The sequence below is a fragment of the Pseudomonas sp. 32A genome (assembly GCF_052682255.1).
In genome coordinates this window covers 1,895,319-1,917,897 of sequence record NZ_JBQYLY010000001.1, presented here as the reverse complement: position 1 = coordinate 1,917,897, position 22,579 = coordinate 1,895,319, and the positions used below count along the sequence as shown (strand labels likewise).

Sequence of the window (22,579 nt, the reverse complement as noted above, 5' to 3'; positions counted from 1 at the left end):
GCCTAGAACAACACTCATAATCATTGATATAAATGAGGCATTCCCATGCACAAGCCCCGCATCGCGCTGGTCTGGCAAATCCTGATCGGCCTGCTCGCCGGCATCGCCATCGGTGCCCTGCTGCACCGTTTTCCCGAATCCCGGCCGTGGCTGGTGGACAACCTGCTGCAACCGGCCGGCGATATCTTTATCAAGCTGATGAAGATGATCGTCGTGCCCATCGTGTTTGCCTGCATGGTGGTGGGCATTGCCGGGCACGGTGACGGTAAATCCCTGGGACGCATCGGGGCCAAGTCCCTGGGCTATTTCTTCTGCATCACCACGTTGGCGATCATCGTCGGGCTGGTGATGGGCAACCTGCTCCAGCCGGGTGCCGGCACCGAACTGGCCAGCCTGAAAGCCAGCGCCGTGACCTTGCCCACCAGCAGCACCGGTGGCGGCCACAGCCTGGGGCAGATCATTGTCGGGATCATTCCGGACAACGTGATCAACGCCATGGCCCAGGGCAGCCTGCTGTCGGTGCTGTTCTTCGCGGTGATGTTTGGCCTCGGGGTTTCGCGCTTGCCCGCCGAGCGCAAAGACCCGGTGATTGCCCTGCTGCGCGGGGTGTCGGAAGCGATGTTCAAGGTGACGTCGATGATCATGGCCTACTCGCCTATCGGCGTGTTCGGGATGATCGCGGTCACCGTGGCCAACTTCGGGTTCAGTTCGCTGCTGCCGTTGGCCAAGTTGATCATGGTCAGCTACGTGTCGATTGCGTTCTTCGTGCTGGTGGTGCTCAACCTGGTGGCGCGGCTGTGCGGGATCAACCTGTTTGCGTTGATGCGGCATATCAAGGACGAACTGATCCTGGCGTTCTCCACCGCCAGCTCGGCGGCGGTAATGCCGCAACTGATGAAGAAGCTCGAAACCTACGGCGTGCCGCCTTCGCTGGTGAGCTTTGTGGTGCCGGTGGGGTATTCGTTCAACCTGGACGGTGCGTCGCTGTTCCTTGGGATCGGCACGCTGTTCGTCGCGCAGTTGTATGGCATCGACCTGAGCCTGGGCGACCAGGCCCTGCTGGTGGTGACCATGGTGCTGACGTCCAAGGGCGCCGCCGGGGTGCCGGGCTTCATGTTCGTGATTCTGTCGGCGACCCTGGCGAGTGCGGGCTTGCCGTTGGAGGGCATCGCCTTCATCGCCGGGGTGTATCGCCTGATGGAAATGCCGACCACCGCATTGAATGTGCTGGGCAATGCCCTGGCACCGCTGGTGATCGCCAAGTGGGAACGCCGTGAAGGCACCGCAGAAACCTGTGGCGAGGGGGCTTGTCCCCCGTTGGGCTGCGCAGCAGCCCCAATAAGCTCACCGAATTTTCCTGAAAAAACGCGGTGAATTTTCAGGGCTGCTACGCAGCCCAACGGGGGACAAGCCCCCTCGCCACAAGGTGTGGGTTGCCAGCTCTATCAACGGTGCAGGTCGAGGTCCGACGCCTCATGCCGCTCGCGCAGTTGCTCTGACGGCTCGCCCGACACGCGGTTGACCCGGCGCCCACGCTGCACCGCCGGCCGCGCTTCGATGGCATCGGCCCAGCGCAGCACGTGCGTGTAATCCTGCACCGAGAGAAACTCCCCCGCCTCATACAAGCGGCCTTTCACCAGGCCGCCATACCACGGCCAGATCGCCATGTCGGCGATGGTGTATTCGTCGCCGGCGATGTATTGGTGCTCGGCCAGTTGCTTGTCCAGCACGTCCAGTTGGCGTTTGGTTTCCATGGCGAAACGGTCGATGGCGTATTCGATCTTGGTCGGCGCGTAGGCATAGAAATGCCCGAAACCACCGCCCAGGTACGGCGCGCTGCCCATCTGCCAGAACAACCACGACAGGCACTCGGCGCGGGCCGCCGGTTCGGTGGGCAGGAACGCGCCGAACTTCTCGGCCAGGTACTGCAGGATCGCTCCGGACTCGAACACCCGAATCGGCTTGGGCCCGCTGCGGTCCAGCAGCGCGGGAATCTTCGAGTTCGGATTGACCCCGACGAAGCCGCTGCCGAACTGGTCGCCGTCACCGATCTTGATCAACCACGCATCGTATTCAGCCCCCTGGTGACCCAGGGCCAGCAGCTCTTCCAGCAGGATCGTGACCTTCTGGCCATTGGGCGTTGCCAGGGAATACAGCTGCAACGGATGACGGCCTACCGGCAATTCCTTGTCGTGGGTCGCGCCGGCAATGGGCCGGTTGATACTGGCGAAGGTGCCGCCGTTTTGGGTTTTCCAGGTCCAGACTTTTGGCGGTACGTAATCAGTCATGCCACTACTCCTTGGATTCAATGTTCACAACAACTAACTAACTGACTGTAGGAGCGAGCTTGCTCGCGAAAAACTCGAGAGCGCCGCGTTTAACCTATAAATACGCATAATCGTTAACGACCTTCGCGAGCAAGCTCGCTCCTACAGGTTCTTTTGGGCCAGTTGGGCCATATTCCAGCCGCCACCCAAGGCCTTGATCAGCCCTACGTTGGCGCTTAACTGTTGAGTCTGTAGATCCAGTACAGTTCGCTGTGCCTGCAACGACGCTACCTGCGCCGTCACCACATCCAGGTACGCCGCGCCGCCCTGGCGATAGCGCGCCAGGGACAAGTCCTCGGCGTACTGCGCGGCAGCGGCGGCATCGCGCTGGTCAACCAGGGCGGTGTCGAGCCCGGAGATGATCGCCAGGTTGTTCTCCACCTGCTCGAACGCGGTCAACACTACACCACGATACTTGGCCGCGGCTTCATCCGTTGCCGCCTTGGCACTGTCGACGCCGGCCTGGCGCGCGCCGCCATCAAAAATCGTCCCCACCAGCGACGGGCCAATGGCCCAGAAGATGTTGGGCGCACTCAACAAATGCGCGAACTCATCACTCTGGAAACCGCCTTGGGCACTCAGCGTGAGGGCCGGGAACCAGGCCGCTTTCGCCACACCTATGCGTGCGTTGGCCGAGGCAATTCGGCGCTCGGCAGCGGCAATGTCCGGCCGGCGCTGCAACAGCGTAGACGGTACACCGGTGGGCACGCCGGGCAAGGCGATGTCCGCAACGCTGGGGGCAATCGCGTAGGTCGATGCGGATTCACCCAGCATCGCCGCTATCGAGTGTTCAAGCACTGCACGCTGCACCCGGTTCTGGCTCAATTGCGACTTGACCGTTGACAGTTGTACGCGCCCGCGCCACGTCCAGGCCGGAGACGATACCACCGCCGTGCAAGCCTTCGGTCAGGCTCAGGGCCTTGGCGTAGACGTTCGGCGGTGTGGTCGCCCGCAGTGGCCTCCCGACCGGCTTGAGTGTTAAAAGCAAAATCAAAAGCTAAAGCGGACACGGTCAACTGTGGGAGCTGGCTTGCCTGCGATGGCATCTCCTCGGTGTGTCTGAAAAACCGAGTTGTCTGCATCGCAGGCAAGCCAGCTCCCACAGAAAAGCAGATCTTTTCCGCTCTGGATTTTGCCTTTGCTTTTAACACTCAAGCCGGCCGGGAGGCCGCTGTGCTCTTGCTTTTGATTTTGATCTGACTGCCCCATTCAGCCCGAAGTCGAACGCAGGTATTGCAGAGCGGCGGCCCGCTTCGTACACAGGAATCCCCCCTGCGAAGCCAAGCAATCCCCCCAATCCCAGCTAAGTTCACCCCCAACAAAAACAACACCGAGCGCCCTTCAACAAAGCAAAAAACCTGCCCCTGGAAAGAGGCACCCACAACTTCCTGGGCCTGGAACAATTCAAAGGCAACTACATACTGATCGACTACCCCGCCCAGCGCATTTGCGTGGTGCCACCCGGCCGGTGGACAAGCCGATGATTTACACCCCCACCTCGACACCCCATCCGCTCTTCGATCCATCGCAATTTGACGCGAATGAACGATCTCATCAGCACCGCCTCACTGCGCTGCTTTCTTGAGCCCATACCACTCTTCAAATCTCTTGATCTCGCTTTCCGACAGGGGCACCGCAGGCTTGGTTTCTGCCTTCAAAAACGGGTCGATCAATACCGTCTTCCTGACATGTTTCGGGCGGTCGCGGCGGCTGGTGGGATACAAGCCTTCATCCAGGCATTTATCCCGCATCGCCTGGCTGGACAAGCCCTGGCAACCGCTGCCATTGGACAGGGCCCGGGCTTCGCAAATGGCCTTGCCGTCCGGGTTTTGCAAGTCGACGCAGCCGAGGGAGCCAAAGGCGTGTCCCAGTACCGATGCGGGATCATCGGCGTGAGCGGTGGCTGACAGGAGGATGAGCGTAAAGGTGAACGCCGTGCTTTTCATAGTGAGCCTCAACCGTCCTTGGAAGAAGCCAGCGTATCAGCCATATGTGACAACTTTCGCGACTTAATCTATAGGCCAGACCGCTCCCCTGTGTTATTCCGAAGGTTGTCGGAGACACTTGCCTGAGACTCAGCATGAACGAAACACTCGAAGACATTCTGACCAAAGACCTGGCCGTGATTTTCTGCGGCATAAACCCTGGCCTGAAGGCCGCCGCCACCGGGCATCACTTCATGGGCAGGAGCAACCGGTTCTGGCGCACGCTGCACCTGGCCGGGTTTACGCCCCATGAAGTGCAGGCGGAAAACGACCGCACGATTCTGCAGTACCAATGCGGGCTGACCACGGTGGTGGAGCGGCCTACGGCCCGGGCGGATCAGTTGTCAGCGGATGAATTCAGGGCAGCAGCGGTGAGTTTTGAACGCAAGATCGCACGTTATGCGCCACGGTATGTGGCGTTTCTGGGAAAGGCAGCCTATAGCGCGTTGAGCGGGCAGAAGCAGATTGCCTGGGGGCTTCAACCGCATACCCTGGGGCATGCGGCTGTGTGGGTTCGCAATCCCAGCGGCAGAAACCTTGGGTTTACGCTCGACCAGTTGGTGCAGGCGTACCAACAATTAAGGCGGGCAACACTCAGTCCCGATTAGGACTCAGCTTCTCCCACAAAAAGCTGTAGACCAGCGCACTCATATGCGCAGCCTGCGCATTGTCCGCCGCCCCGCCGTGCCCACCCTCGATATTTTCGTAGTACGTCACGTCCTTGCCGGCGTCGATCATCTTCGCCGCCAGCTTGCGAGCGTGGGCCGGATGCACCCGGTCATCGCGGGTTGAGGTCAGGAAAAACACCGGTGGGTAGGCCTTCGCCGGATCGAACAGGTGGTACGGCGAAAACGTCTGGATATACGCCCACTCTTCAGGCTCGTCCGGATTGCCGTATTCCCCCATCCACGACGCTCCGGCCAACAAGAGGTGGTAGCGCTGCATGTCGAGCAGGGGCACCTGGGAGACGATTGCACCGAACAGTTCCGGGTATTGGGTCAGCATATTGCCGACCAACAGACCACCGTTACTGCCACCCTCCGCGCCCAAGTACTGGGGCGAAGTAATCCCACGGTCGATCAGGTCACGGGCCACTGCGGCAAAATCTTCATAGGCACGCGGACGGTTTTGCTTGAGTGCTGCCTGGTGCCAGCGCGGGCCGTATTCACCGCCACCGCGAATGTTGGCAACCACATACACCCCGCCCTTCGAGAGCCAGGCGCGGCCTGCCTTACCGGAGTAATACGGGGTCAGGGAGTATTCAAAGCCGCCGTAGCCATAGAGCAAGGTAGGCGCCGTACCGTTGCGCGGCAGGTCTTTGCCGAGCACCAGGAAATACGGCACACGAGTGCCATCCCTGGAGACCGCGAAGTGCTGCTCGATCACGTGCTGGCTGGAATCGAAAAAGGCCGGCAGGGTTTTCAGCACCTCGGGCGGATGACCGATCTCGGCCAGCGATAAGGTGGTCGGCGTCAGGTAGTCAGTGGTCACCAGCCAGACGGCATCACTGTCGTCGCTGTCCACTGCGCTGGCATCCACCGTCCCCATGCTCGGCGCCCCGGTGAACGGGCGGTGCTGCCAGCCGCTCGCGCCGGGGGTGAGGACGCTGAGGCGGTTCTTGACGTGATCAAGGATGTTCAGCACCAGGTGATTCAGCGTCCAGAAAAAACCCGCCAGCGAGGTGCTGTCCGTAGGAGTGAACAGCACGTCGAAATCCCGCTGGCCTGCCATGAAGCGATCAAACCGGATCGCCAGCAACGAGCCGGCCACAAACACCTCATCAAGCGCCCAGTCCTCCCGCAGTTCCAGCAGCAGCCAGTCTTTGTACACCGACTTTTCCGCCGAGTTCGGCGCATCGATTTTGCTTAACTGGTTGTCGCTGCCCCGCAGGTACAGCTCGTTGTTGTAGAACGCCAGTGTGCGGCTGACGAAGTCACGCTCATAGCCCGGCGTATCATCGTGCATCGCCGCGATGTACATATCATCCAGCGTGCCTTCGTAGACAATACGGGCGGCACTCATCGGCGTACCACGCTGCCACTGTTTGACGATGCGCGGGTAACCGGAGCGGGTCATCGTCCCTTCACCAAAATCGGTGAAGACATAGACGTTGTCACGGTCGATCCAGCCCAGGCCACCCTTGGACTCGGGCAACTGGAAGCCGTCTTCGACCCAGGTCTTGCTGGCCAGATCAAACTCCCGGGTGACACTCGCATCCGCCCCGCCTCGGGACAACGCCAGCAGGCAGCGCTGGTAGTCCGGGCGCAAATAGTCAGCACCGTGCCACACCCAGTTTTCGCCCTCGGCGGCGTTCAGTGCATCAAGGTCCAGCAACGTTTCCCAGGCGGGCTGAGGCTTACGGAACTCCTCAAGCGTGGTGCGACGCCACAGGCCCCGCGGGTGAGCGGCGTCCATCCAGAAGTTGTAGTAATGGGCACCGACCTTGTCGACGTAGGGGATATTGCTGTCCGAGTCCAGCATCTCCAGCACATCGGCTTTGATTTGCCGGAAGCTGTCGGAGCGGGCGAGTCGGTCTTCGGTCTTGAGGTTCTGGGCTTGCACCCAATGCATCGATTGCTCGCCGTCGACGTCTTCAAGCCATTGGAAAGGATCAGGGGTGATTACGGGAAGTGTGGTCATGCTCGACTCCTGTCGACAAACAGCCATGGATAGCACGTAGGGGGAAAAGTTTGAACGTCTTTTTCAGTTGGGCGAAGCCGGGGCATAAGGTGGAGCGCCATCAAGACTTGAACCGCCCTGCATGACGCAAACGTACTCCAGCCACCCCGACCTGCCCTGGCGGAACGCTCAGGCTGAACCACGATCACCCGGCTGTGCGGGCTATGACCTCGTCGTAGTTGATCTACAGTCGCGGGAGCCTGGGGATTGTGCGAAGGCTCGATCACTCTGAGCCTTCAGGCGGCATCAGTATTTCCAGGTCACGGAGGCCACGACGTTGCGCGGTGCCCCGTAGCTGGCTGTAGACGCACTGTTGTACAGCGATAACAAATATTTGCGGTCGGTCACGTTGTTCAGATTTACGGACGTACTCCAATTGCTGTCAATGTCATAGCTGGCCATGAAGTCGAGCAACGCATAGGCGTTTTGACGGATAGCACTGTTGGTGTCGTTTTCCACCGCGCCCTGCCAACTGACCCGCGTGCCGACTTTGGCCTTGGGCATACCCGGCAGACGATAAGTGAGCATGCCCCGCACGCTGTGGGTCGGCACATATTTGCGCGCCTTCTCTCCGTCGTCATTGTCGATGCGCACGTAGGTATAACCGGCGAGCAGATCCAGGCCAGGCAGCGCTTCGCCGGAGGCTTGCAGCTCGATGCCGTGGCTCTTGTAATCCATCGGGTTGTAGACCTGCCGGCCCTCGACCAAACCGGCGTACTCCGCGACATTCTGCTGCTGGGTCTTGAACGCAGCCGCGGTCACGTTGAGGCGGTTATCCAACAGACGGCCCTTCACACCCGCCTCCATGCTTTTGCCTTCCAGAGGTGCAAGCAATTTCCCGTCGACACCCAGGTTGTACTGCGCGCTGTAGATTTTCGTCCAGCTGCCATACACGCTCCACTGATTGCTCAGGTCGTAGACCAGGCCGGTATAGGGCGTGACCTTGCCGTGCGCACGGGTGTAGTAGTCGGCGCCATAACTGTCGCCGGAAGCATCCAGGCTGATCATTCGTGCGCCAGCGATCCAGTGCAGGTCATCCGCCAGGCTGAACCGCGCACCGGCGTAAACGCTTTTCTGGGTGTCGGTGAAATTCTGAGTGTTGCCGTCACTGGTAAATACGAACGACGGATGCGCCAGGTTCCCCGCCAACACCTGCGAGAACGATGCATCGTAATAACCGGATTCGGCCGCATCGTACTCTCGAGCCTTCTGGTGGGTGCGGCCATAGGCGGCACCGACGGTCAGTTCATGCTCGCGACCAAACAGGCTGAACGGTCCAGAGACCTTGGCCTCGCCCAGCAACTGATGGTCCTCGCTGGTGGTGTGGGCGGCAAACACCGAGGCGTCATCACCTGAAACCCCGGCGACGTACAGCATGTTGGTGTCTTGCTTCTCGACGATCCCCGTCGCCGTGACCGTGGCGTTCCAGCCATTGCCGAAGTCATGCTTGAGCTCAGTAAACGTGCGCTGGGTACGCAGGTTCCAATAGGTCCAGGGCTGGCCGATGCTGGAGCTGCGGCTGCCATAGTGGATGGCGTTGCCGTTGTTATCCACCAGCGGCAGGTTGCCCCAGGTGCTGGCGTTGGAGTTGCTGTCATGCTGGGAAAAACCCACCGTCACCGTGTCGGCATCAGACAGATCGAAGGCCAGCAGGCCAGCGGCGACATTACGCTCGTGGCTGTAGCGATCCATCCAGGAATTGCCCTTGTCGTGGGAATAGATGAAGCGGCCACGGACGTTACCGGAGTCCGTCAATGGGCCGGCAACGTCCACATCTACGCGACGGCCGTCCCAGGAACTGACGCTGGTATCGACTTGCGCCTGGAACGTGTCGGTCGGACGTTTGCGCACGAAATTGACCGTGGCCGACGGGTTACCGGCACCGCTCATCAAGCCGTTGGCGCCATGCAAGATGTCGATTTGTTCGAACTCGGCCAAGTCCTGCTCACCGATCAGTGTGGTGCCCACGAACGGCATGCCCACACCGTCGTATTCAAAGTTGTTGATGTCGAAACCGCGGGAAGTGAACTCCGTGCGATCGGTTTCGGTTTGCTCCACGGTCACCGAGGGCGCGGAGCGCAGCGCGTCCTTGATACCCGTAATCTTGAAGTCGTCGAGTGCTTGCCGAGTGATGGTGGTCACGGCCTGCGGTGTCTCCTTGTCCGTCAGACCCAGGCGGGTCGTGCTGGATGCCGGACTGCCCTGGTAGCCGTCGCTCGGCCCGTCAGCGCGTTCACTGCTTCCATCGATCTGGGTCGCCGGCAGCGTCAAATCTTCTACAGCGTGGGCAAGAGGCATGGCGCTGCATGCACCGGCAAGCAACAGAGTGGCTGGAAAGCGATGTTTCAAAGAAAAATTCCTACGACAAGATGATCAAGGACGATCGTTGCTGATAACGCTAATAGGAATCTAACTCATTAACTGAAATTATTTCAAAATATTTTGTACCCGTTTTGAAATGCTCCCCCCTTATAGGGGCCAAGAGAGCTGGGGCTTTGCAGGCCTATTACTTACTCAGCGCGTTGGCCAGGCGCAGCATCGCTGCTTCGATTTCATAGGCGGTCAAGGACGAATACCCCAATAGCCAACCGTGTTTCTTCTCCTCGCCGGCGTACAGCCGACTGAGGCCGGGAAGTTGCACGCCCGCGCTGGCAGCTTGGCGGAGGGTCTTTTCCTCCGACCAACCATCGTGCAGCAGGCAGGGAATTTGTAGCCCGCCGGGAGGACGCAAAGCGGTAACGATGCCGTCCAGGTGCTTGACGATCGCATCGAGCATGATGGAACGGCGCCCGCCATACAGCTTGCGCATGGCCCGGACATGGGCGTTGTAATGGCCGTCCTCCATAAAGCGCGCCAGGGTCAGTTGCAGGATTTGTGGCGTGTGGCCGTCGATGATGCTGCGCGCGTAGGTGAAGGCTTTGATCAACTCGTGGGGCAGTGCCATGTAGCCCATTCGCAACCCAGGGTAGAGGGTCTTGCTGAAGGTGCCGATGTAGAGCGTACGCTGGTACTTGTCCAGGCCCTGAACGCAGGCAGTGGGCTGACCGTCGTAGTGAAACTCGCTGTCGTAGTCATCTTCGATGACCCACTTGCCCTTCTCCGCTGCCCAGTTGATCAGCTCAAGACGACGCTCCAGCGACAAGGTTGCGCCGGTGGGGTATTGATGAGACGGCGTGACATAGACGCAATTGGCGCCGCTACGGTCGGCGTACAGCAGGTCTGTGCGTATGCCTTGGGCATCGACGTCAATGGGCACGACCTTGGTCTCGGCGGTTTCAAAGGCCTTCCTGGCGCCGTAGTAGCCCGGGTTTTCCAGCAGGATCGGTTTGCCGACATCCACCAACAACTGCGCGCACAGAAAAAGCGCCTGGCGAGTACTGCTCAACACCAGAATCTGATCGGGGGAGTGTGTGGCCCCGCGTTCGAGGTTCAAGTAGGTGGCAATGGCCTTGCGCAGAGGCTCGGCGCCTTGCGGGTCTCCGTGCAGCAGGACATTGCCGCGGTGGTCCTTCATGACCTGGCGTTGCAGGCGTTCCCAGACATCGGTGGGGAAGGTTCGGGTTTCCGGCAGGCCCGTGGCAAAGGCCTTGATCACCTGTTGATCGTTAACTCCACCACTGTCGAAAATCATCCGACCGCGTCGGCTCAAGCCCGGTCCTGGCACCACCTCGCTGCGTGGGGTGTCTTGCAACTTCATGCGCCGACGCGCCGCCCCGCGTAATTCGGTACCAACCGTCTCGGATACATAGCTGCCCGAACCCTCGCGCCGCACGATGAAGCCATCACGCTGCAATTGCACGTAGGCGTTCTCGACCGTGTCGCGGGCAACGCCGAGCGTCTTGGCCAGAACCCGGGTTGCCGGCAGCTTCAGGCCTGCGTCAAGGGCTCCGTCGAGGATCAGTGCACGCAGGGCGCGCTGAATCCGCTGGTGCAGATCCAGCAACTGAAACTCGGGGTCGGTGAGCCGCATCTTCAGCGTTTCGAGCTCGAAGGTTTTTGCCATGCGGTCTGCCCTGGATAAATAAGTTGGCCTGCAAAGAAAAGTGGTCTGGTTGCATACGCAAAAGTGTATGGGCTAAACAGGCCAGTTCAGCGTTATAAATCACTTTCCAGTCGAGGCCAAGTACCTCTCTTTGCAAGGAGCAAAATTAAAGCCATGCCTTCTTCAACAACCAAGTCATCTATTCGCCTCGGCGATCTCATTCATCCGATTGTCGCCGGCCTGATCTCGGTCATCGTCAACTATGGCGGTACGTTCATTCTGGTCTTCCAGGCAGCCAAGGTCGCTGGGCTGAGCCCTGAGTTGACAGCTTCGTGGGTGTGGTCCGTGTCGATTGGCGTGGGCGTTACCGGGCTGGTCCTCAGTTGGGTTTCTCGCGAGCCGATCATCACTGCGTGGTCGACACCCGCAGCGGCATTTCTGGTGGTCGCCCTGGCCACCACGCCCTATGCCGAGGCGGTGGGCGCGTACATGATCTCGGCCGCTGCCTTCGTGCTACTGGGCTTGTCCGGCTACTTCGAAAAAGTCATCCGACTGATCCCGCCGGGTGTGGCCGCAGGGCTGCTGGCCGGCATCCTGCTGCAGTTTGGCATCGGGGCTTTTGGCGGCATGAGCATTGATCCGATGCTGGTCGGGTTGCTGATCGGTGCCTACATCCTGCTCAAACGTTTTACCGCGCGCTACGCGGTGGTGGGCATTCTGGCAGTGGGGTTGGCCTTCCTGCTGATTCAGGGACGCCTGGATTTGTCGGGGCTGGGGCTGCAACTCGCGGCACCGGTGTTCACCCAGCCTGAGTTCTCGCTCAATGCTTTGCTCAGTGTCGCGCTGCCGCTGTTTCTGATCACCCTGACCGGCCAGTACATGCCTGGCATGCTGGTACTGCGCAACGATGGGTTCAGCACCAGTGCCAATCCGATCGTGACCCTCACCGGGTTGGGTTCTTTGCTCATGGCGCCCTTTGGTTCTCACGCGTTCAACATCGCGGCGATCACAGCAGCCATCTGCACCGGCAAGGATGCCCATGAAGAACCCTCCAAACGCTGGATCGCCGGCCTGGCTGCTGGCGTCTTCTACATCCTCGTAGGGATCTTCGGTGTGACCCTCGCGGCGGTGTTCATGGCCTTCCCGGCAGCCTTCATCACGACGCTGGCCGGGCTCGCCCTGCTGGGCACCATCGGCGGCAGCCTGGCCAGTGCCATGGCCGACGCCAAATCCCGCGAAGCCTCGCTGATTACTTTTTTGGCTGCTGCCGCCAACATCACTTTGTTCGGCATCGGAGGGGCATTCTGGGGGCTGCTGATGGGTCTCGCGGCGTACGCCGTACTCAACGGCCGTTTGCCGCGTCACGAGCCGGTCTCCATCAATCCTGCTGCCGAGCCTGTGACCCGTAAAGGCGCTGCCAACTGATATACGCGATCAAGTGGCTTCAACCCACCCAAGCCGGGCGCGTGCATCTGCAAGGTCCGACTGCATGTCGTGGTTCCATAACCAGTCGAATCGACTGGCCAGGGTGGTGGACAGGAGGGCTTCTCGATCCTCGACCTGGAGATCCCGAAACTCATAGAGCTCGCCGGCCTCCCAAGAGGTGCGCTGCACGCGGCAGGCGCGTGGTCGCCGAATCGCGTCATACGCCTGAAGTACGTCTTGGGCGTTACTCTCCAACACTCGTGGGTCTCCCAGCAGGCGGGCGAGCAGCCAGGCATCTTCCAGCCCTTGCCCTGCCCCGGCACCTTGGTGTGGGAGCATGGCGTGAGCAGCGTCACCGATCAGTCCGACCCGGCCATGGGTATAGCCTGCAAGTTCGTCGAGTTCATGAAGGGCCCACAGCGTCGGCTCGGGAATGCATTCGAGCAGAACGCGTACGGCATCGCCCCATTCGGCGAACGCCTCCAGCATCTGGGCCTGGCTGGTGCTTTTCACCCAGGGTGTGCCTGGTGGCCATACCGGGTTCGGGTCGCTGCGGTCAGAAACAAACGCCACCACGTTGATCAGCCGGCCTTGCTTGACGGGGAATGTGAGGATGTGGGCGTCGAGGCCCAGGTACATTTGCGGGACGTTAATCAAATGCTCGTCGATACCAGCAGCGCGATAGGCCGTGCGCAGTTGCTCGCTGTCGATCATGCCGCGGTAGGCGCAGGTGCCGCTGAAACGCGGTGCGACCAAAGGCTGGCCGAGCCCCTGGAGTACATAGTCGCGAAGATTGGACTTGATTCCGTCTGCGGCGATCAGCAGGTCGCACTCATAGTCTGTGCCGTCGGTGAACTGGACGCTGACCCTGTCGCCCGTCTCTTGCGCGCTGACCGCACGCTTATCGAAGCGCGCGATGCCGTCCGGCAGTTGTTTGGCCAAGGCATCAAGAAAATCTGCACGGTGCACGGAGGACTGGCCCACGCCATGGGCGACGCTGGCACCGAGATAGCCGGCGTCTGCACCGCGACGCCATTCAAACCAGATGTCTTGCCACGGTTGCGGGGTTCGGTCAGCGATGCGTTCGTAGGGTTTGCCAATGCCCAGTCCTTCGATGGCGCGAACAGCGTTCGCACCAAACGACACGCCCGCACCCACCTCACCAAAGGCGGGAGCTGCTTCGAACAATGTCACTTGCAGGTGCTTGTGACGGCACAGATCGAGTGCCAGGGCCACGCCAGCGATGCCGCCGCCGACAATGCCCAGCTGCAAGACAGATTGAGGGCTAGTCATGGGTAAACCTTATGTTGTTTTTGGAATAGTCCGATCATGACTATTCACAAACCATTGATAAATGCCTTAACCCCCATACAAACTATCACCATCCTGAATAGGCTTAACCTTTCTAAAGTCCACAGAGCGACAAGCCGAAATGAATCTGCGCGAGCTGGACCTGAACCTTTTGGTGATCTTCAACCAGATACTGCTGGACCGAAGCGTGTCAGCAGCAGCCGAGAGCCTCGGGCTGACTCAACCCGCTGTCAGCAACGCGCTGAAGCGGCTGCGGACCACGTTCAACGATGAACTGTTTGTACGGACGCCCAAGGGCATGCAGCCCACACCCTATGCCGCGCAACTGGCGGAACCCGTCTCCCAGGCAATCGGCCTGTTGCACGGCGCGATCAACCGCCACGATGAATTCGACCCGGCCACCAGCCAGAAAAGGTTCGTGGTGGCGATGACTGACATCGGCGAAATTTACTTTGTGCCGCGCTTGATCGAGGCGCTGCTGAAGCAAGCGCCGGGCGTTTCGGTGAGCACCCTGCGCAGCCATGCCGATCTCTCCGAAAGCCTGGCCAATGGTGAGGTGGATCTGGCAGTCGGGCTCCTGCCGGACCTGCAGGCAGGCTTCTACCAGCGCCGCCTGTTTCATCACCGCTATGTGTGCCTGTGCCGAAAAGACCATCCGCTGACTGAACTGCCGATGACCCGGGAACGATTCTGTGAGTTTGGGCATGTGAGGATCGTGGCCGCCAGCACCGGTCATGGGGAAATTGACACACACATGCAGCGCGCAGGCCTGCAACGTGAGATTCGGTTAGAGGTGCCGCACTTTGTTGCGGTGGGCCATATCCTGCAGAACACTGACCTGATCGCCACCGTCCCCGAGCGTTTCGCCGACAGTTGCGCCGGCCCTTTTGGCCTGACGAGCCTGCCGTTGCCTATGCCCTTGCCCGAGATTGCAATCAACCTGTTCTGGCACGGCAAATACAATCGGGACCCGGCCAATAAATGGTTCCGACAATTGATGTTTGAACTGTTCAGCGATTAGCCCATCACTGCCAATGCGCGCACAGCTTGACCAGTTCATCCACCACGTACCTCACCTTCGGCCGCAGATGCGACACCTTCGGCCAAACGGCATGCACATCCACCGCTTCCGGTTCATAGGTGTGCAGCACCTCTACCAACCGGCCCGCTTCGATATCGTCCTGGAACAGGCTGCGCGGCATCTGGCATAAGCCGGCGCCCGCAATCGCCGCAAGAATCATGGCTTCGCCATCACCAATCTGATGGGTAGAGGGTGGCGCGTAGCGCACCGTCTGCCCTGCCTGCATGACTCGCCACGCCAGCGGCTGGCCGCGTCGATGCCCGACAATGCAGCGGTGATGATTAAGGTCTTCGAGGGTATGTGGCACGCCAAAACGTGTCAGGTAGCCAGGTGCGGCACAAATGGCCCAGCGCTGGCGCATCAACCGCCGCGCGACCAGACCGCTGGTGTCCTGCAATTCGCCGAAACGCACCAACAAGTCGATCCCCTCCTCGAAGGGGTCCACCAGGTGATCGGAAAATGTCAGGCTCAATTGCAGCGCCGGGTACTTGTTGGCGATCTCGAAGAGCAAGGGCGCAACGACGCGACGCCCGAAGGCCACCGGAATATCGACGCGCAATCGCCCTGAAGGCTCACCACCACCGGGCCCCAGGCCACTTTCGGCGGCGCCGATTTCTTCCAGCGCCGTAGAGCACGCTGCGAAATAGGCTTCGCCATCGGCGGTCAGGGAAATCCGTCGTGTAGTGCGATGAAACAGCTGCACCCCCAGGCGCTGCTCCAATCGGGCGATGGCTTTGCCCACAGCAGATTTCGACAGCCCCAACCGCTCGGCAGCCTGGGTGAAGCTGGAAGAGCGAGCAGCAACCACAAAGGTGATGACGCCCTGGAAGGAATCAATAGGGACCATGTTGGGCTCGCTGATTGTAGAGTTTTAATCTACCCAGATTATAGCTGGAGGCCGTTTATCGCCAGCTTGTTCGCCAGTACGATGGATTTCAGTCAGACAACAGTGCACACCACGCACTGCTCCCCGATCCATTTTCCAAGAGGAATACCTGATGCCCGTCGTACGAGTGAGCTGGTTCGAAGGTAAAGAACACGCACAAAAAGCCGCTGTTGCCGCCGATATCACCGAAAGCATCGTCAAGCACACCGGCACTGACGCCAATTACATCTACGTCATTTTCGAAGACGTCGCAGCGTCCGACTGGGCTGGCGCCGGCAAGTTGTTCGGGGATGCCCCAGACAAGTCTTGACCCTCTCCTACTCAACAGGCGCGCCTGGCGCCTCTGACGGAAACTCATCATGCACCCCTACATCTCCTGCCTGTTTACCCTCGCGGTAAAACCCGCGGAATTCGCCGAGTTCAAGACGCTGATCGCCACAATCGTCACGGCCACCCGTGCAGAGACAGGCACGCTGGTTTACGAATACAGCGCCAACGAAGACACCAGCACCATTCATATCCTTGAGCGCTACGACGCGGATGCCGTGGTCAGCCACGTCGACACCACGTTTGCACCGTTCGGCCAGCGGTTCCTGGAACTGTGCACCATCACCGGCCTGGTGGTGTACGGCACGCCGGATGCTGAAATCCGCAAGCGCCTGGACCCGTTCGGCGCGGTGTACATGACCCCGTTCGACGGCTTCAGCCGTTGATGTGAACGAAGACGCTTGCCCCTTAACGTACAGAGAACGCCATGTCCGGTATTGCCGAAGTTATCAAGTCCCGAATTTCCGCCAACAGCTACGACACTGAACGTCAATTGACCGACGATCAGATCGCCGAGCTGGTCAACCTGGCGACACACGCCCCTTCCGCCTTTAACCTGCAAAACTGGCGGTTCGTGGCGGTTCGCAGCAGCCAAGCCAAGGCGCGTCTGCTGCCATTGGCATTTGGCCAACAGAAGGTGATGGACGCAGCCGTGACGTTTATTGTCTGCGGTACCCTCAACCCACACGAAACGTTGCCGGCTGCACTGAAGCCGTCGGTGGATGCCGGCATCATCGACCAGTCGATCTACGACATGTGGGTCGGTGCCGCCCAGGGCATGTACGGGGAGAACCCGCAGTTACAGCGCGACGAAGCCATCCGCTCCGGCTCCCTGGCCGCGATGACGCTGATGCTCGCCGCCAAAGGCCAAGGGCTGATTTCAACCCCGATGATTGGATTCGACCAAACTGCAGTGACTGAGGAGTTTGGCCTGTCGGACGCGGAAATCCCCGTCATGATGGTCACTGTTGGCTACCCAGGCGCGACCAACTGGCCACAAAAACCACGCAAAGCCGTCAACGACGTACTGCAGTTCGTTTAAGTGAATTGCGCCAGTGATAGCCGGGCTATCACTGGCGATCGAGGTAAATCACAGCCGCTATGACCCACCCTTCTTCTTCGTTACGAGCCAACCTGACCGCGGCGTGCCTCGGTTTTCTGGTTGTGCAACTGGACGTCAGTGTTGTGAACGTCGCCCTCGGTGCGCTCAAAGAAGCATTCAATAGCGACCTCACCGGCCTGCAGTGGGTCATCAACAGCTATGCGTTGCCGTTTTCTGCCCTGCTGATCTTGGGCGGTGCATGGGGCGATAAATGGGGGGGGGCAAAATCCGTCTTCGCGATGGGTTTCGCCATCTTCACCCTCGCCTCCGTACATCTACCGGGGCTACGGCGCGGGCCTGGGCACTTCGATCACCCCAGTCTGGCTGAACAAATAATCATTGAACCAAGGAGTCACTCACCATGAACATTTCGTTCCCCCTGCTATTTGTGTCTCATGGTGCTCCGATGTTTGCGATCGAGCCCGGTCAGGCCGGTCCACGCCTGGGCTGGAAGCTGGGCCAGGCGCTCAAGCCGCTGCGGGAGATGAACATCCTGATCGTGGCGTCCGGCAGCCTGACTCACAACCTGTATGAGTTCCGCGGCGCATCCAGCCACGGCGCCGATTACGTCAAGGAATTTGCTGCCTGGACAGCCAAGACACTGCACGCAGGCAACACCGAGTTTCTACTGGACTACAAGCAGCACGCACCGTCAGCTGAACGCGCCCACCCGACGGATGAGCATTTTTTACCGCTGCTTATCGCACTCGGCGCGGCCGGCGAGCACTACGACACCCGCGTGCTGGAAGGCGGCGTGAGTTACGGGGTGCTGTCGATGGACAGCTACCTGTTCTCCGCCCCCTCTCACCCCCAACAAGGCGTTACCGACGATGCGTGACAACCGTTTTACCGAGGTGGCTTGCGAGCCGCAAACCGGCCTGTTCTTCCGCAAGGGCGGCAACACCACGGCACCTAAAAGCCGACTGATTCTGCTGCACGGCGTGGGATCGAATGAAGCCAATCTGGCGCCGTTGGCGGATGCATTGCCGGAGGAACTGGAAGTGATTCTGTTGCGCGGCCCATTGCAAGTCGGCCCGCAGGGTTTCGCCTGGTACCAGGTGAACTTCACCAGCAACGGCCCTTCCTTCAACCAAGAGCAGGCTGAATCCAGCCGACAACTGTTGAGCCGATTTATTGATGCGCTGCCAGCGATGCCGACCGTGATCGCAGGCTTCAGCCAGGGCGGCATCATGAGCGCCAGTGTGGGGCTGACCGAGCCTGGACAGGTGGTCGGTTTTGCCCTGTTGAGCGGACGCATGTTGCGCGAGCTTGATCCACATATAGCGTCCGCAGGGCGACTCAAATCCGTACGCGCGTTTATCGCGCATGGTCATCAGGACAACGTTCTGCCTATCGCCTGGGCGCAAGAGGCGGATGCCTGGCTGGACCGTCTTGGCGTCGTCCATGAAACGCATTTCTACACCATGGGCCACGAGATCGTCGCGCAGGAACTGGCGGATTTTTCTCAATGGCTGACTCAAACCTTGCCGCTTTCTCACTGAACAAAAGGATCTTCACCATGATCGACACACGCACCGCTCCCTACGCCGCCTTCGTTTTGCGCCTGCCCTGGGCATCATGTTCCTTGCCCATGGCCTGACCAAAGTGCTGGTGTTCACCCCTGCGGGCACCGCCGGCTTTTTCGAATCCATCGGCTTTCCGGGCTTTCTGGCTTATCCGGTGATGGCCTTTGAAGTGATCGGCGGCCTGCTGTTGGTGTTGGGCGTCTACTCGCGCTGGATCGCTGCCCTGGCGGTGGTTCAACTGTTCGTTGCGGCGACGGTGCACTTCAGCAACGGCTGGAGCTTTACCAACGCCAACGGCGGCTGGGAATATCCGATCTACCTGTGCGTCACCGCGCTGGTCGTTGCGCTGCTGGGCGATGGTGCGTTTGCGACAAAGTCTTCCGGCAAAGCCTGATCGACGCGACAGGCTGCGCTTGAGCAAAGTGACGAGCGTGGCCCCATGCAGACGGCGTGCAGATCAAGATCCCCCCTCACCAGGTTTCGCCAGGTCAAATCCCAGGCAAAAAAAAGCCTGCATCTCTGCAGGCTTTTTCACTATCTGGCTCCACGACCTGGACTCGAACCAGGGACCCAATGATTAACAGTCATTTGCTCTACCAACTGAGCTATCGCGGAATGCGCCGTATGTTACTGATTGAAAAGGAGAAGTCAAGCACTGAATACTTCCAGCCCAACACCGACCGAATCAATTCATGGGCCAGCCCGCGCAAGACTAAACGTATTCGGGTGCGGCATGGGGCGTGTAAGGCGCAGAGAGTCGTGAGAGCTCCTCGGTTTCAAGCTCAATGCTAAGTGAACCCACCAGCTCATCAAGCTGCTCCAGACGGGTCACGCCAATAATCGGCGATGCTACAGCCGGCTGCCCAAGCAACCAGGCCAGTGCGACCTGAGCATTGGTGACGCCTCGCTCCCTGGCAATTGAGGTAACCACCTCGATGATCCTTGTGTCGCTTTCCACCGCCGATTCATAGAGCCAGGATTGCACCTTGTCCGTCTGCGTCCGCAATGATTGTCGCTGTTGCCCATAAGTCATCCCTTACACATAGTTTTTAGCGAGTAAGCAGCCACTCATATAAGAGTTTCAACTCTATACTGCTACGGCTGACTGCCTGAAAAATGTGCACTTGACGAAACACCGCAACTAAAACTTTATACTTCTGACTCATTGACTGCTTATTGGGCACAACACATCGCGTAAAGAACCCGGTGAGTTCGCTATTAACGCATCGTCAAGCCGCCATCCACCGCGTATTGGCTGCCGGTGACGTAGGAAGAATCATCCGACAGTAAAAACAAGGCGACAGCCGCCGCTTCGGCAGCCGTACCGACGCGCCGCAACGGCAATTGATTGACCAACCCATTTTCGAACTGTCGACGGACGTCATCAGGCATGAAGTTGCGAAAGTTGGTATCAATCGGGCCCGGCACCAGTACGTTAACCCTGATGCCTCGCGGCCCTAACGCCGCAGCACAGCAACGCGCCATAGAAATCATTGCGCCTTTGGTTGCCGCGTAGACGCTGGCCATGGGGGCCGACTCATAGGCTGAGGTCGAAGACGTCAACACAATGGAGGCACCGGGAGAAAGCAGGTCGGTCAGTTGGGCAAGTTGAAGTAGCGGCGCTCGCGCGTTGGCGCTCATCATCCGGTCGAAAAACTGCGCATCTGTGTCTTCGATTGAGCCCACTTGAGCATAACCCGCGTTCAGCCATAAGCCATCGAGCCCCCCCAACTTCCTGACCTCGTCCACCAATTGCGCTACGGCGTCAGGATCCGATACGTCATTTCTGAACACCAACGCATCAGCAGGAAGTGTCGCTGCGGCTTCTTCGAGATGCTCACGACTGAAGCCCGTGACAGCCACTCGGCCGCCTTCGTCAGCAATACGCTTGGCACCTGCCAACCCCATGCCGCTCGTGCCCCCGGTTATCAAAATGCGTTTGCCAGAGAATCTGCCCACAGGTCTACCTCCATTGTTGACGTAAAAAGCTCGAAGCCGGGCTGAGTATTGCGTAATTGGATCCATTTGATAATGCGTTATTATCCGCATGACCCATTAAGGAAGTGGACACAATGCGAGGCAACGAATACGCCCAACTGCAAGCGTTTGCTGCGGTCATTCAACAGGGAAGTTTTGTCCGCGCCGCCGCACACCTGGGAATGTCCGCCTCCGCCCTGAGCCAGACAATCCGCACTATGGAAGAACGCCTGGACGTTCGCCTGGTCAACCGCACGACCCGCAGTGTCTCTCCAACAGAGATCGGCGCCAGGCTCCTCGCGGACCTGCTGCCGGCCCTGACGTCACTGGACACGGCATTAGCCAGATTGAGGGAGTCCAATGATGGCCCGTGCGGGCTCCTGCGCATCAATACCAGTCGACTGGCCGCCATCCATTATCTCGCTCCGTTGATAGGCCCGTTTCTAAAAGCATATCCGGGCATTCAATTCGACATCGTTACCGATGAACGCTTGGTGGATATCGTTGCCGGTGGGTTCGATGCCGGTGTCAGGCTGGGCAAAAAACTGGACAAGGACATGGTGGCCCAAGAGCTGGGCGATCACCTGGAGATGATGGTGGTTGCGTCGGCAGACTACCTGAAGCGCAACGGCACCCCAAAAGCTCCGCAGGAGCTGGCCAATCATCAATGCCTGACTTATCGCTGGCCTACGGATGGCAGCTTGTATCGCTGGGAATTCGAGCGCAATGGCGAGTCGCTGGAAATCGAAGTCAAGGGCCCACTGGTCGTAACGGAACCCGAGATGCTGACCCGCATCGCGCTCGATGGTGTCGGCATCGCGTACCTGTTCAGACACCAGGTGGCTGAACTGATCGAGGCAGGCAAGTTGATCCACATTCTCAAAGAGTGGACACCGACCTTTCCCGGGTTTTACCTGTACTACCCCAGTCAACGTCAGATGGCGCCTGCGCTTCGTGCATTCATCGACTTTGTCATGCAACACCAGCGCCCGGAGGGGGCCGGTCTCGATACTCCCGCGGAGAGCAAGCCATCACGCGTTTGAAGGCATTGCTGAAAGCACTGTCGGAGTCATAGCCCAGTGATTGGCCAATCGAAGAAATACTGCCCTGACGCTTTCGCAGCTCACGACCGGCCAATTGCATTCGCCACTGAACCACATAGGCCAACGGCCCCATACCAACGGCCTGCTTGAAGCGCAGAGCCAATGTCGAACGGGAGGTCCCCACCAGCCGGGCCAGTTCGTGAACCGTCCAGCGGCGCTGAGGCTCGGCGTGTATTGCCTGGATCGTCGCATTGACCTTAGGGTCGGCCAGGCCTTTCAACCAACTCGCCGAATGTGCCTGCCCCGAAGAAAGATAAAGGCGCAGTACATGCACCAGCATCATGTGCCCCAATTGTCGAACGATCAGCGAAGCCCCTGGCAGCGTACTGGGCAGTTCGCATGAAAGCCGTTGCAATGCCCACTGGAGAACACAGGCCTGATCAGACTCACCATTGACGACGATGATCGCAGGCAAGCCGTCAAGCAACAGTCTCGCTTCTTCGCAAAACCCAAAGCGCCCACCGATGAGAAAAAAACCTTTACGGTCCCGGTACCGCGCAACCCCATTCTTCGCATCGCGATAAACCTCCTGGGACTCGACAGCCTCAACCCCCAAATCGCTGGCCAGCATGAAGGGGCGCCTTTGGGATAGGAGAAAGCAGTCGCCCTGGCGCAGTAAAACCGGCGGTTCGCCCTCGACAGCCAACCAGCAGGAGCCTTCGACGATGGCATTGAACTTGATGCCATCGGGGGCTGGGAATCGAATGGCCCACTCCCCTCCCGCTTCCAGGCCTGCAAAAAATGAACTGTGAGCATCCAGTTGCGAAAGCACATCAGACAGGGGATCCATACCAACCTCCGGACGATCTCGACAGAAAATAGGACTTAGCTGCATTCAAACTCTGGCTCACTGTAATCAAAATACCAG

General features: G+C 59.4%; 20 protein-coding genes, 1 tRNA gene and 4 pseudogenes. 13 read left to right on the top strand and 12 right to left on the bottom strand.

Features of this window, described 5'->3' with window-relative positions:
- The first annotated feature begins 45 nt into the window (after positions 1-45).
- Positions 46-1,374: a cation:dicarboxylate symporter family transporter gene (locus ACUN0G_RS08815; RefSeq protein ID WP_445573142.1), complete on the top strand. Its 1,329-nt coding sequence runs from the start codon at positions 46-48 to the stop codon at positions 1,372-1,374.
- 71 nt (positions 1,375-1,445) lie between these two features.
- Here the strand turns inward: ACUN0G_RS08815 and yghU are convergent, their stop codons facing one another.
- Both yghU and ACUN0G_RS08805 read right to left on the bottom strand, forming a co-directional pair.
- Complete coding sequence (yghU, locus tag ACUN0G_RS08810) at positions 1,446-2,288, bottom strand: glutathione-dependent disulfide-bond oxidoreductase (protein ID WP_445573141.1); 843 nt, start codon at positions 2,286-2,288, stop codon at positions 1,446-1,448.
- Between the two features lie 141 nt (positions 2,289-2,429).
- A pseudogene (locus tag ACUN0G_RS08805) lies at positions 2,430-3,261 on the bottom strand (efflux transporter outer membrane subunit); the annotation flags it as partial.
- A 41-nt stretch (positions 3,262-3,302) separates the two neighbouring features.
- On the opposite strand from ACUN0G_RS08805, the gene ACUN0G_RS08800 reads away from it, so the two are divergent.
- Positions 3,303-3,527, top strand: coding sequence for a hypothetical protein (locus ACUN0G_RS08800; RefSeq protein WP_421728407.1), 225 nt, complete (start codon positions 3,303-3,305; stop codon positions 3,525-3,527).
- 365 nt (positions 3,528-3,892) lie between these two features.
- On the opposite strand, the gene ACUN0G_RS08795 is transcribed toward ACUN0G_RS08800, so the two are convergent.
- Complete coding sequence (locus ACUN0G_RS08795) at positions 3,893-4,273, bottom strand: hypothetical protein (protein ID WP_421523337.1); 381 nt, start codon at positions 4,271-4,273, stop codon at positions 3,893-3,895.
- A 134-nt stretch (positions 4,274-4,407) separates the two neighbouring features.
- Here ACUN0G_RS08795 and mug point away from each other — a divergent pair, with 134 nt between their 5' ends.
- The gene (gene mug / locus ACUN0G_RS08790; RefSeq protein WP_445573140.1) at positions 4,408-4,920 is read left to right on the top strand and encodes a G/U mismatch-specific DNA glycosylase; all 513 of its coding nucleotides are present in this window, start codon (positions 4,408-4,410) and stop codon (positions 4,918-4,920) included.
- Here mug and ACUN0G_RS08785 read toward each other — a convergent pair.
- The 3 genes from ACUN0G_RS08785 to pdxR all read right to left on the bottom strand — a co-directional run bounded on the left by ACUN0G_RS08785 (position 4,907) and on the right by pdxR (position 10,994).
- Positions 4,907-6,952, bottom strand: a complete 2,046-nt coding sequence (locus ACUN0G_RS08785) for a prolyl oligopeptidase family serine peptidase (protein ID WP_445573139.1) — start codon at positions 6,950-6,952, stop codon at positions 4,907-4,909. The two genes, mug and ACUN0G_RS08785, sit on opposite strands and share 14 nt — an antisense overlap.
- Positions 6,953-7,237: 285 nt before the next feature.
- A complete protein-coding gene (locus ACUN0G_RS08780) occupies positions 7,238-9,289 on the bottom strand; it encodes a TonB-dependent siderophore receptor (protein WP_445573138.1) in 2,052 nt (683 codons plus the stop codon).
- A 208-nt stretch (positions 9,290-9,497) separates the two neighbouring features.
- A complete protein-coding gene (gene pdxR, locus ACUN0G_RS08775; protein ID WP_445573137.1) occupies positions 9,498-10,994 on the bottom strand; it encodes a MocR-like pyridoxine biosynthesis transcription factor PdxR in 1,497 nt (498 codons plus the stop codon).
- A gap of 153 nt (positions 10,995-11,147) precedes the next feature.
- On the opposite strand from pdxR, the gene ACUN0G_RS08770 reads away from it, so the two are divergent.
- Positions 11,148-12,398 carry a benzoate/H(+) symporter BenE family transporter gene (locus ACUN0G_RS08770; RefSeq protein ID WP_445573136.1) on the top strand — a complete coding sequence of 417 codons (1,251 nt, stop codon included), beginning with the start codon at positions 11,148-11,150 and terminating at the stop codon, positions 12,396-12,398.
- Positions 12,399-12,407: 9 nt separating this feature from the next.
- On the opposite strand, the gene salA is transcribed toward ACUN0G_RS08770, so the two are convergent.
- Positions 12,408-13,691, bottom strand: a complete 1,284-nt coding sequence (salA, locus tag ACUN0G_RS08765; protein WP_445573135.1) for a salicylate 1-monooxygenase — start codon at positions 13,689-13,691, stop codon at positions 12,408-12,410.
- Positions 13,692-13,830: 139 nt separating this feature from the next.
- On the opposite strand from salA, the gene ACUN0G_RS08760 reads away from it, so the two are divergent.
- The gene (locus ACUN0G_RS08760; protein WP_258344592.1) at positions 13,831-14,730 is read left to right on the top strand and encodes a LysR family transcriptional regulator; all 900 of its coding nucleotides are present in this window, start codon (positions 13,831-13,833) and stop codon (positions 14,728-14,730) included.
- Positions 14,731-14,734: 4 nt separating this feature from the next.
- On the opposite strand, the gene ACUN0G_RS08755 is transcribed toward ACUN0G_RS08760, so the two are convergent.
- A complete protein-coding gene (locus tag ACUN0G_RS08755; protein ID WP_445573134.1) occupies positions 14,735-15,637 on the bottom strand; it encodes a LysR family transcriptional regulator in 903 nt (300 codons plus the stop codon).
- A gap of 151 nt (positions 15,638-15,788) precedes the next feature.
- On the opposite strand from ACUN0G_RS08755, the gene ACUN0G_RS08750 reads away from it, so the two are divergent.
- The 7 genes and pseudogenes from ACUN0G_RS08750 to ACUN0G_RS08720 all read left to right on the top strand — a co-directional run bounded on the left by ACUN0G_RS08750 (position 15,789) and on the right by ACUN0G_RS08720 (position 19,025).
- The gene (locus ACUN0G_RS08750; RefSeq protein ID WP_058822715.1) at positions 15,789-15,986 is read left to right on the top strand and encodes a tautomerase family protein; all 198 of its coding nucleotides are present in this window, start codon (positions 15,789-15,791) and stop codon (positions 15,984-15,986) included.
- A 49-nt stretch (positions 15,987-16,035) separates the two neighbouring features.
- Positions 16,036-16,389 (top strand): putative quinol monooxygenase, encoded by a 354-nt coding sequence (locus tag ACUN0G_RS08745; protein ID WP_445573133.1) that lies wholly within the window; start codon positions 16,036-16,038, stop codon positions 16,387-16,389.
- Positions 16,390-16,430: 41 nt separating this feature from the next.
- Positions 16,431-17,045 carry a nitroreductase family protein gene (locus ACUN0G_RS08740; RefSeq protein ID WP_445573132.1) on the top strand — a complete coding sequence of 205 codons (615 nt, stop codon included), beginning with the start codon at positions 16,431-16,433 and terminating at the stop codon, positions 17,043-17,045.
- Positions 17,046-17,104: 59 nt separating this feature from the next.
- Positions 17,105-17,377: pseudogene (locus ACUN0G_RS08735) on the top strand (MFS transporter); the annotation flags it as partial.
- 173 nt (positions 17,378-17,550) lie between these two features.
- Positions 17,551-17,943 (top strand): annotated as a pseudogene (locus tag ACUN0G_RS08730) (DODA-type extradiol aromatic ring-opening family dioxygenase); the annotation flags it as partial.
- Positions 17,936-18,607 (top strand): alpha/beta hydrolase, encoded by a 672-nt coding sequence (locus ACUN0G_RS08725; protein ID WP_445573131.1) that lies wholly within the window; start codon positions 17,936-17,938, stop codon positions 18,605-18,607. The pseudogene ACUN0G_RS08730 and the gene ACUN0G_RS08725, both read left to right, overlap by 8 nt.
- Positions 18,608-18,624: 17 nt before the next feature.
- Positions 18,625-19,025: pseudogene (locus ACUN0G_RS08720) on the top strand (DoxX family protein).
- A 145-nt stretch (positions 19,026-19,170) separates the two neighbouring features.
- Here the strand turns inward: ACUN0G_RS08720 and ACUN0G_RS08715 are convergent.
- From ACUN0G_RS08715 to ACUN0G_RS08705, 3 genes are all read right to left on the bottom strand, one after another.
- A tRNA-Asn gene (locus ACUN0G_RS08715) sits at positions 19,171-19,246 on the bottom strand.
- Between the two features lie 97 nt (positions 19,247-19,343).
- Complete coding sequence (locus tag ACUN0G_RS08710; protein WP_445573130.1) at positions 19,344-19,664, bottom strand: aldo/keto reductase; 321 nt, start codon at positions 19,662-19,664, stop codon at positions 19,344-19,346.
- A gap of 185 nt (positions 19,665-19,849) precedes the next feature.
- Positions 19,850-20,590: an SDR family oxidoreductase gene (locus tag ACUN0G_RS08705; RefSeq protein ID WP_330208299.1), complete on the bottom strand. Its 741-nt coding sequence runs from the start codon at positions 20,588-20,590 to the stop codon at positions 19,850-19,852.
- 113 nt (positions 20,591-20,703) lie between these two features.
- On the opposite strand from ACUN0G_RS08705, the gene ACUN0G_RS08700 reads away from it, so the two are divergent.
- Entirely contained in the window at positions 20,704-21,651 is a 948-nt protein-coding gene (locus ACUN0G_RS08700; RefSeq protein ID WP_445573129.1) for a LysR substrate-binding domain-containing protein, read from the top strand.
- On the opposite strand, the gene ACUN0G_RS08695 is transcribed toward ACUN0G_RS08700, so the two are convergent.
- Positions 21,581-22,501 carry an AraC family transcriptional regulator gene (locus ACUN0G_RS08695; protein ID WP_445573128.1) on the bottom strand — a complete coding sequence of 307 codons (921 nt, stop codon included), beginning with the start codon at positions 22,499-22,501 and terminating at the stop codon, positions 21,581-21,583. The two genes, ACUN0G_RS08700 and ACUN0G_RS08695, sit on opposite strands and share 71 nt — an antisense overlap.
- Positions 22,502-22,579: the final 78 nt, after the last annotated feature.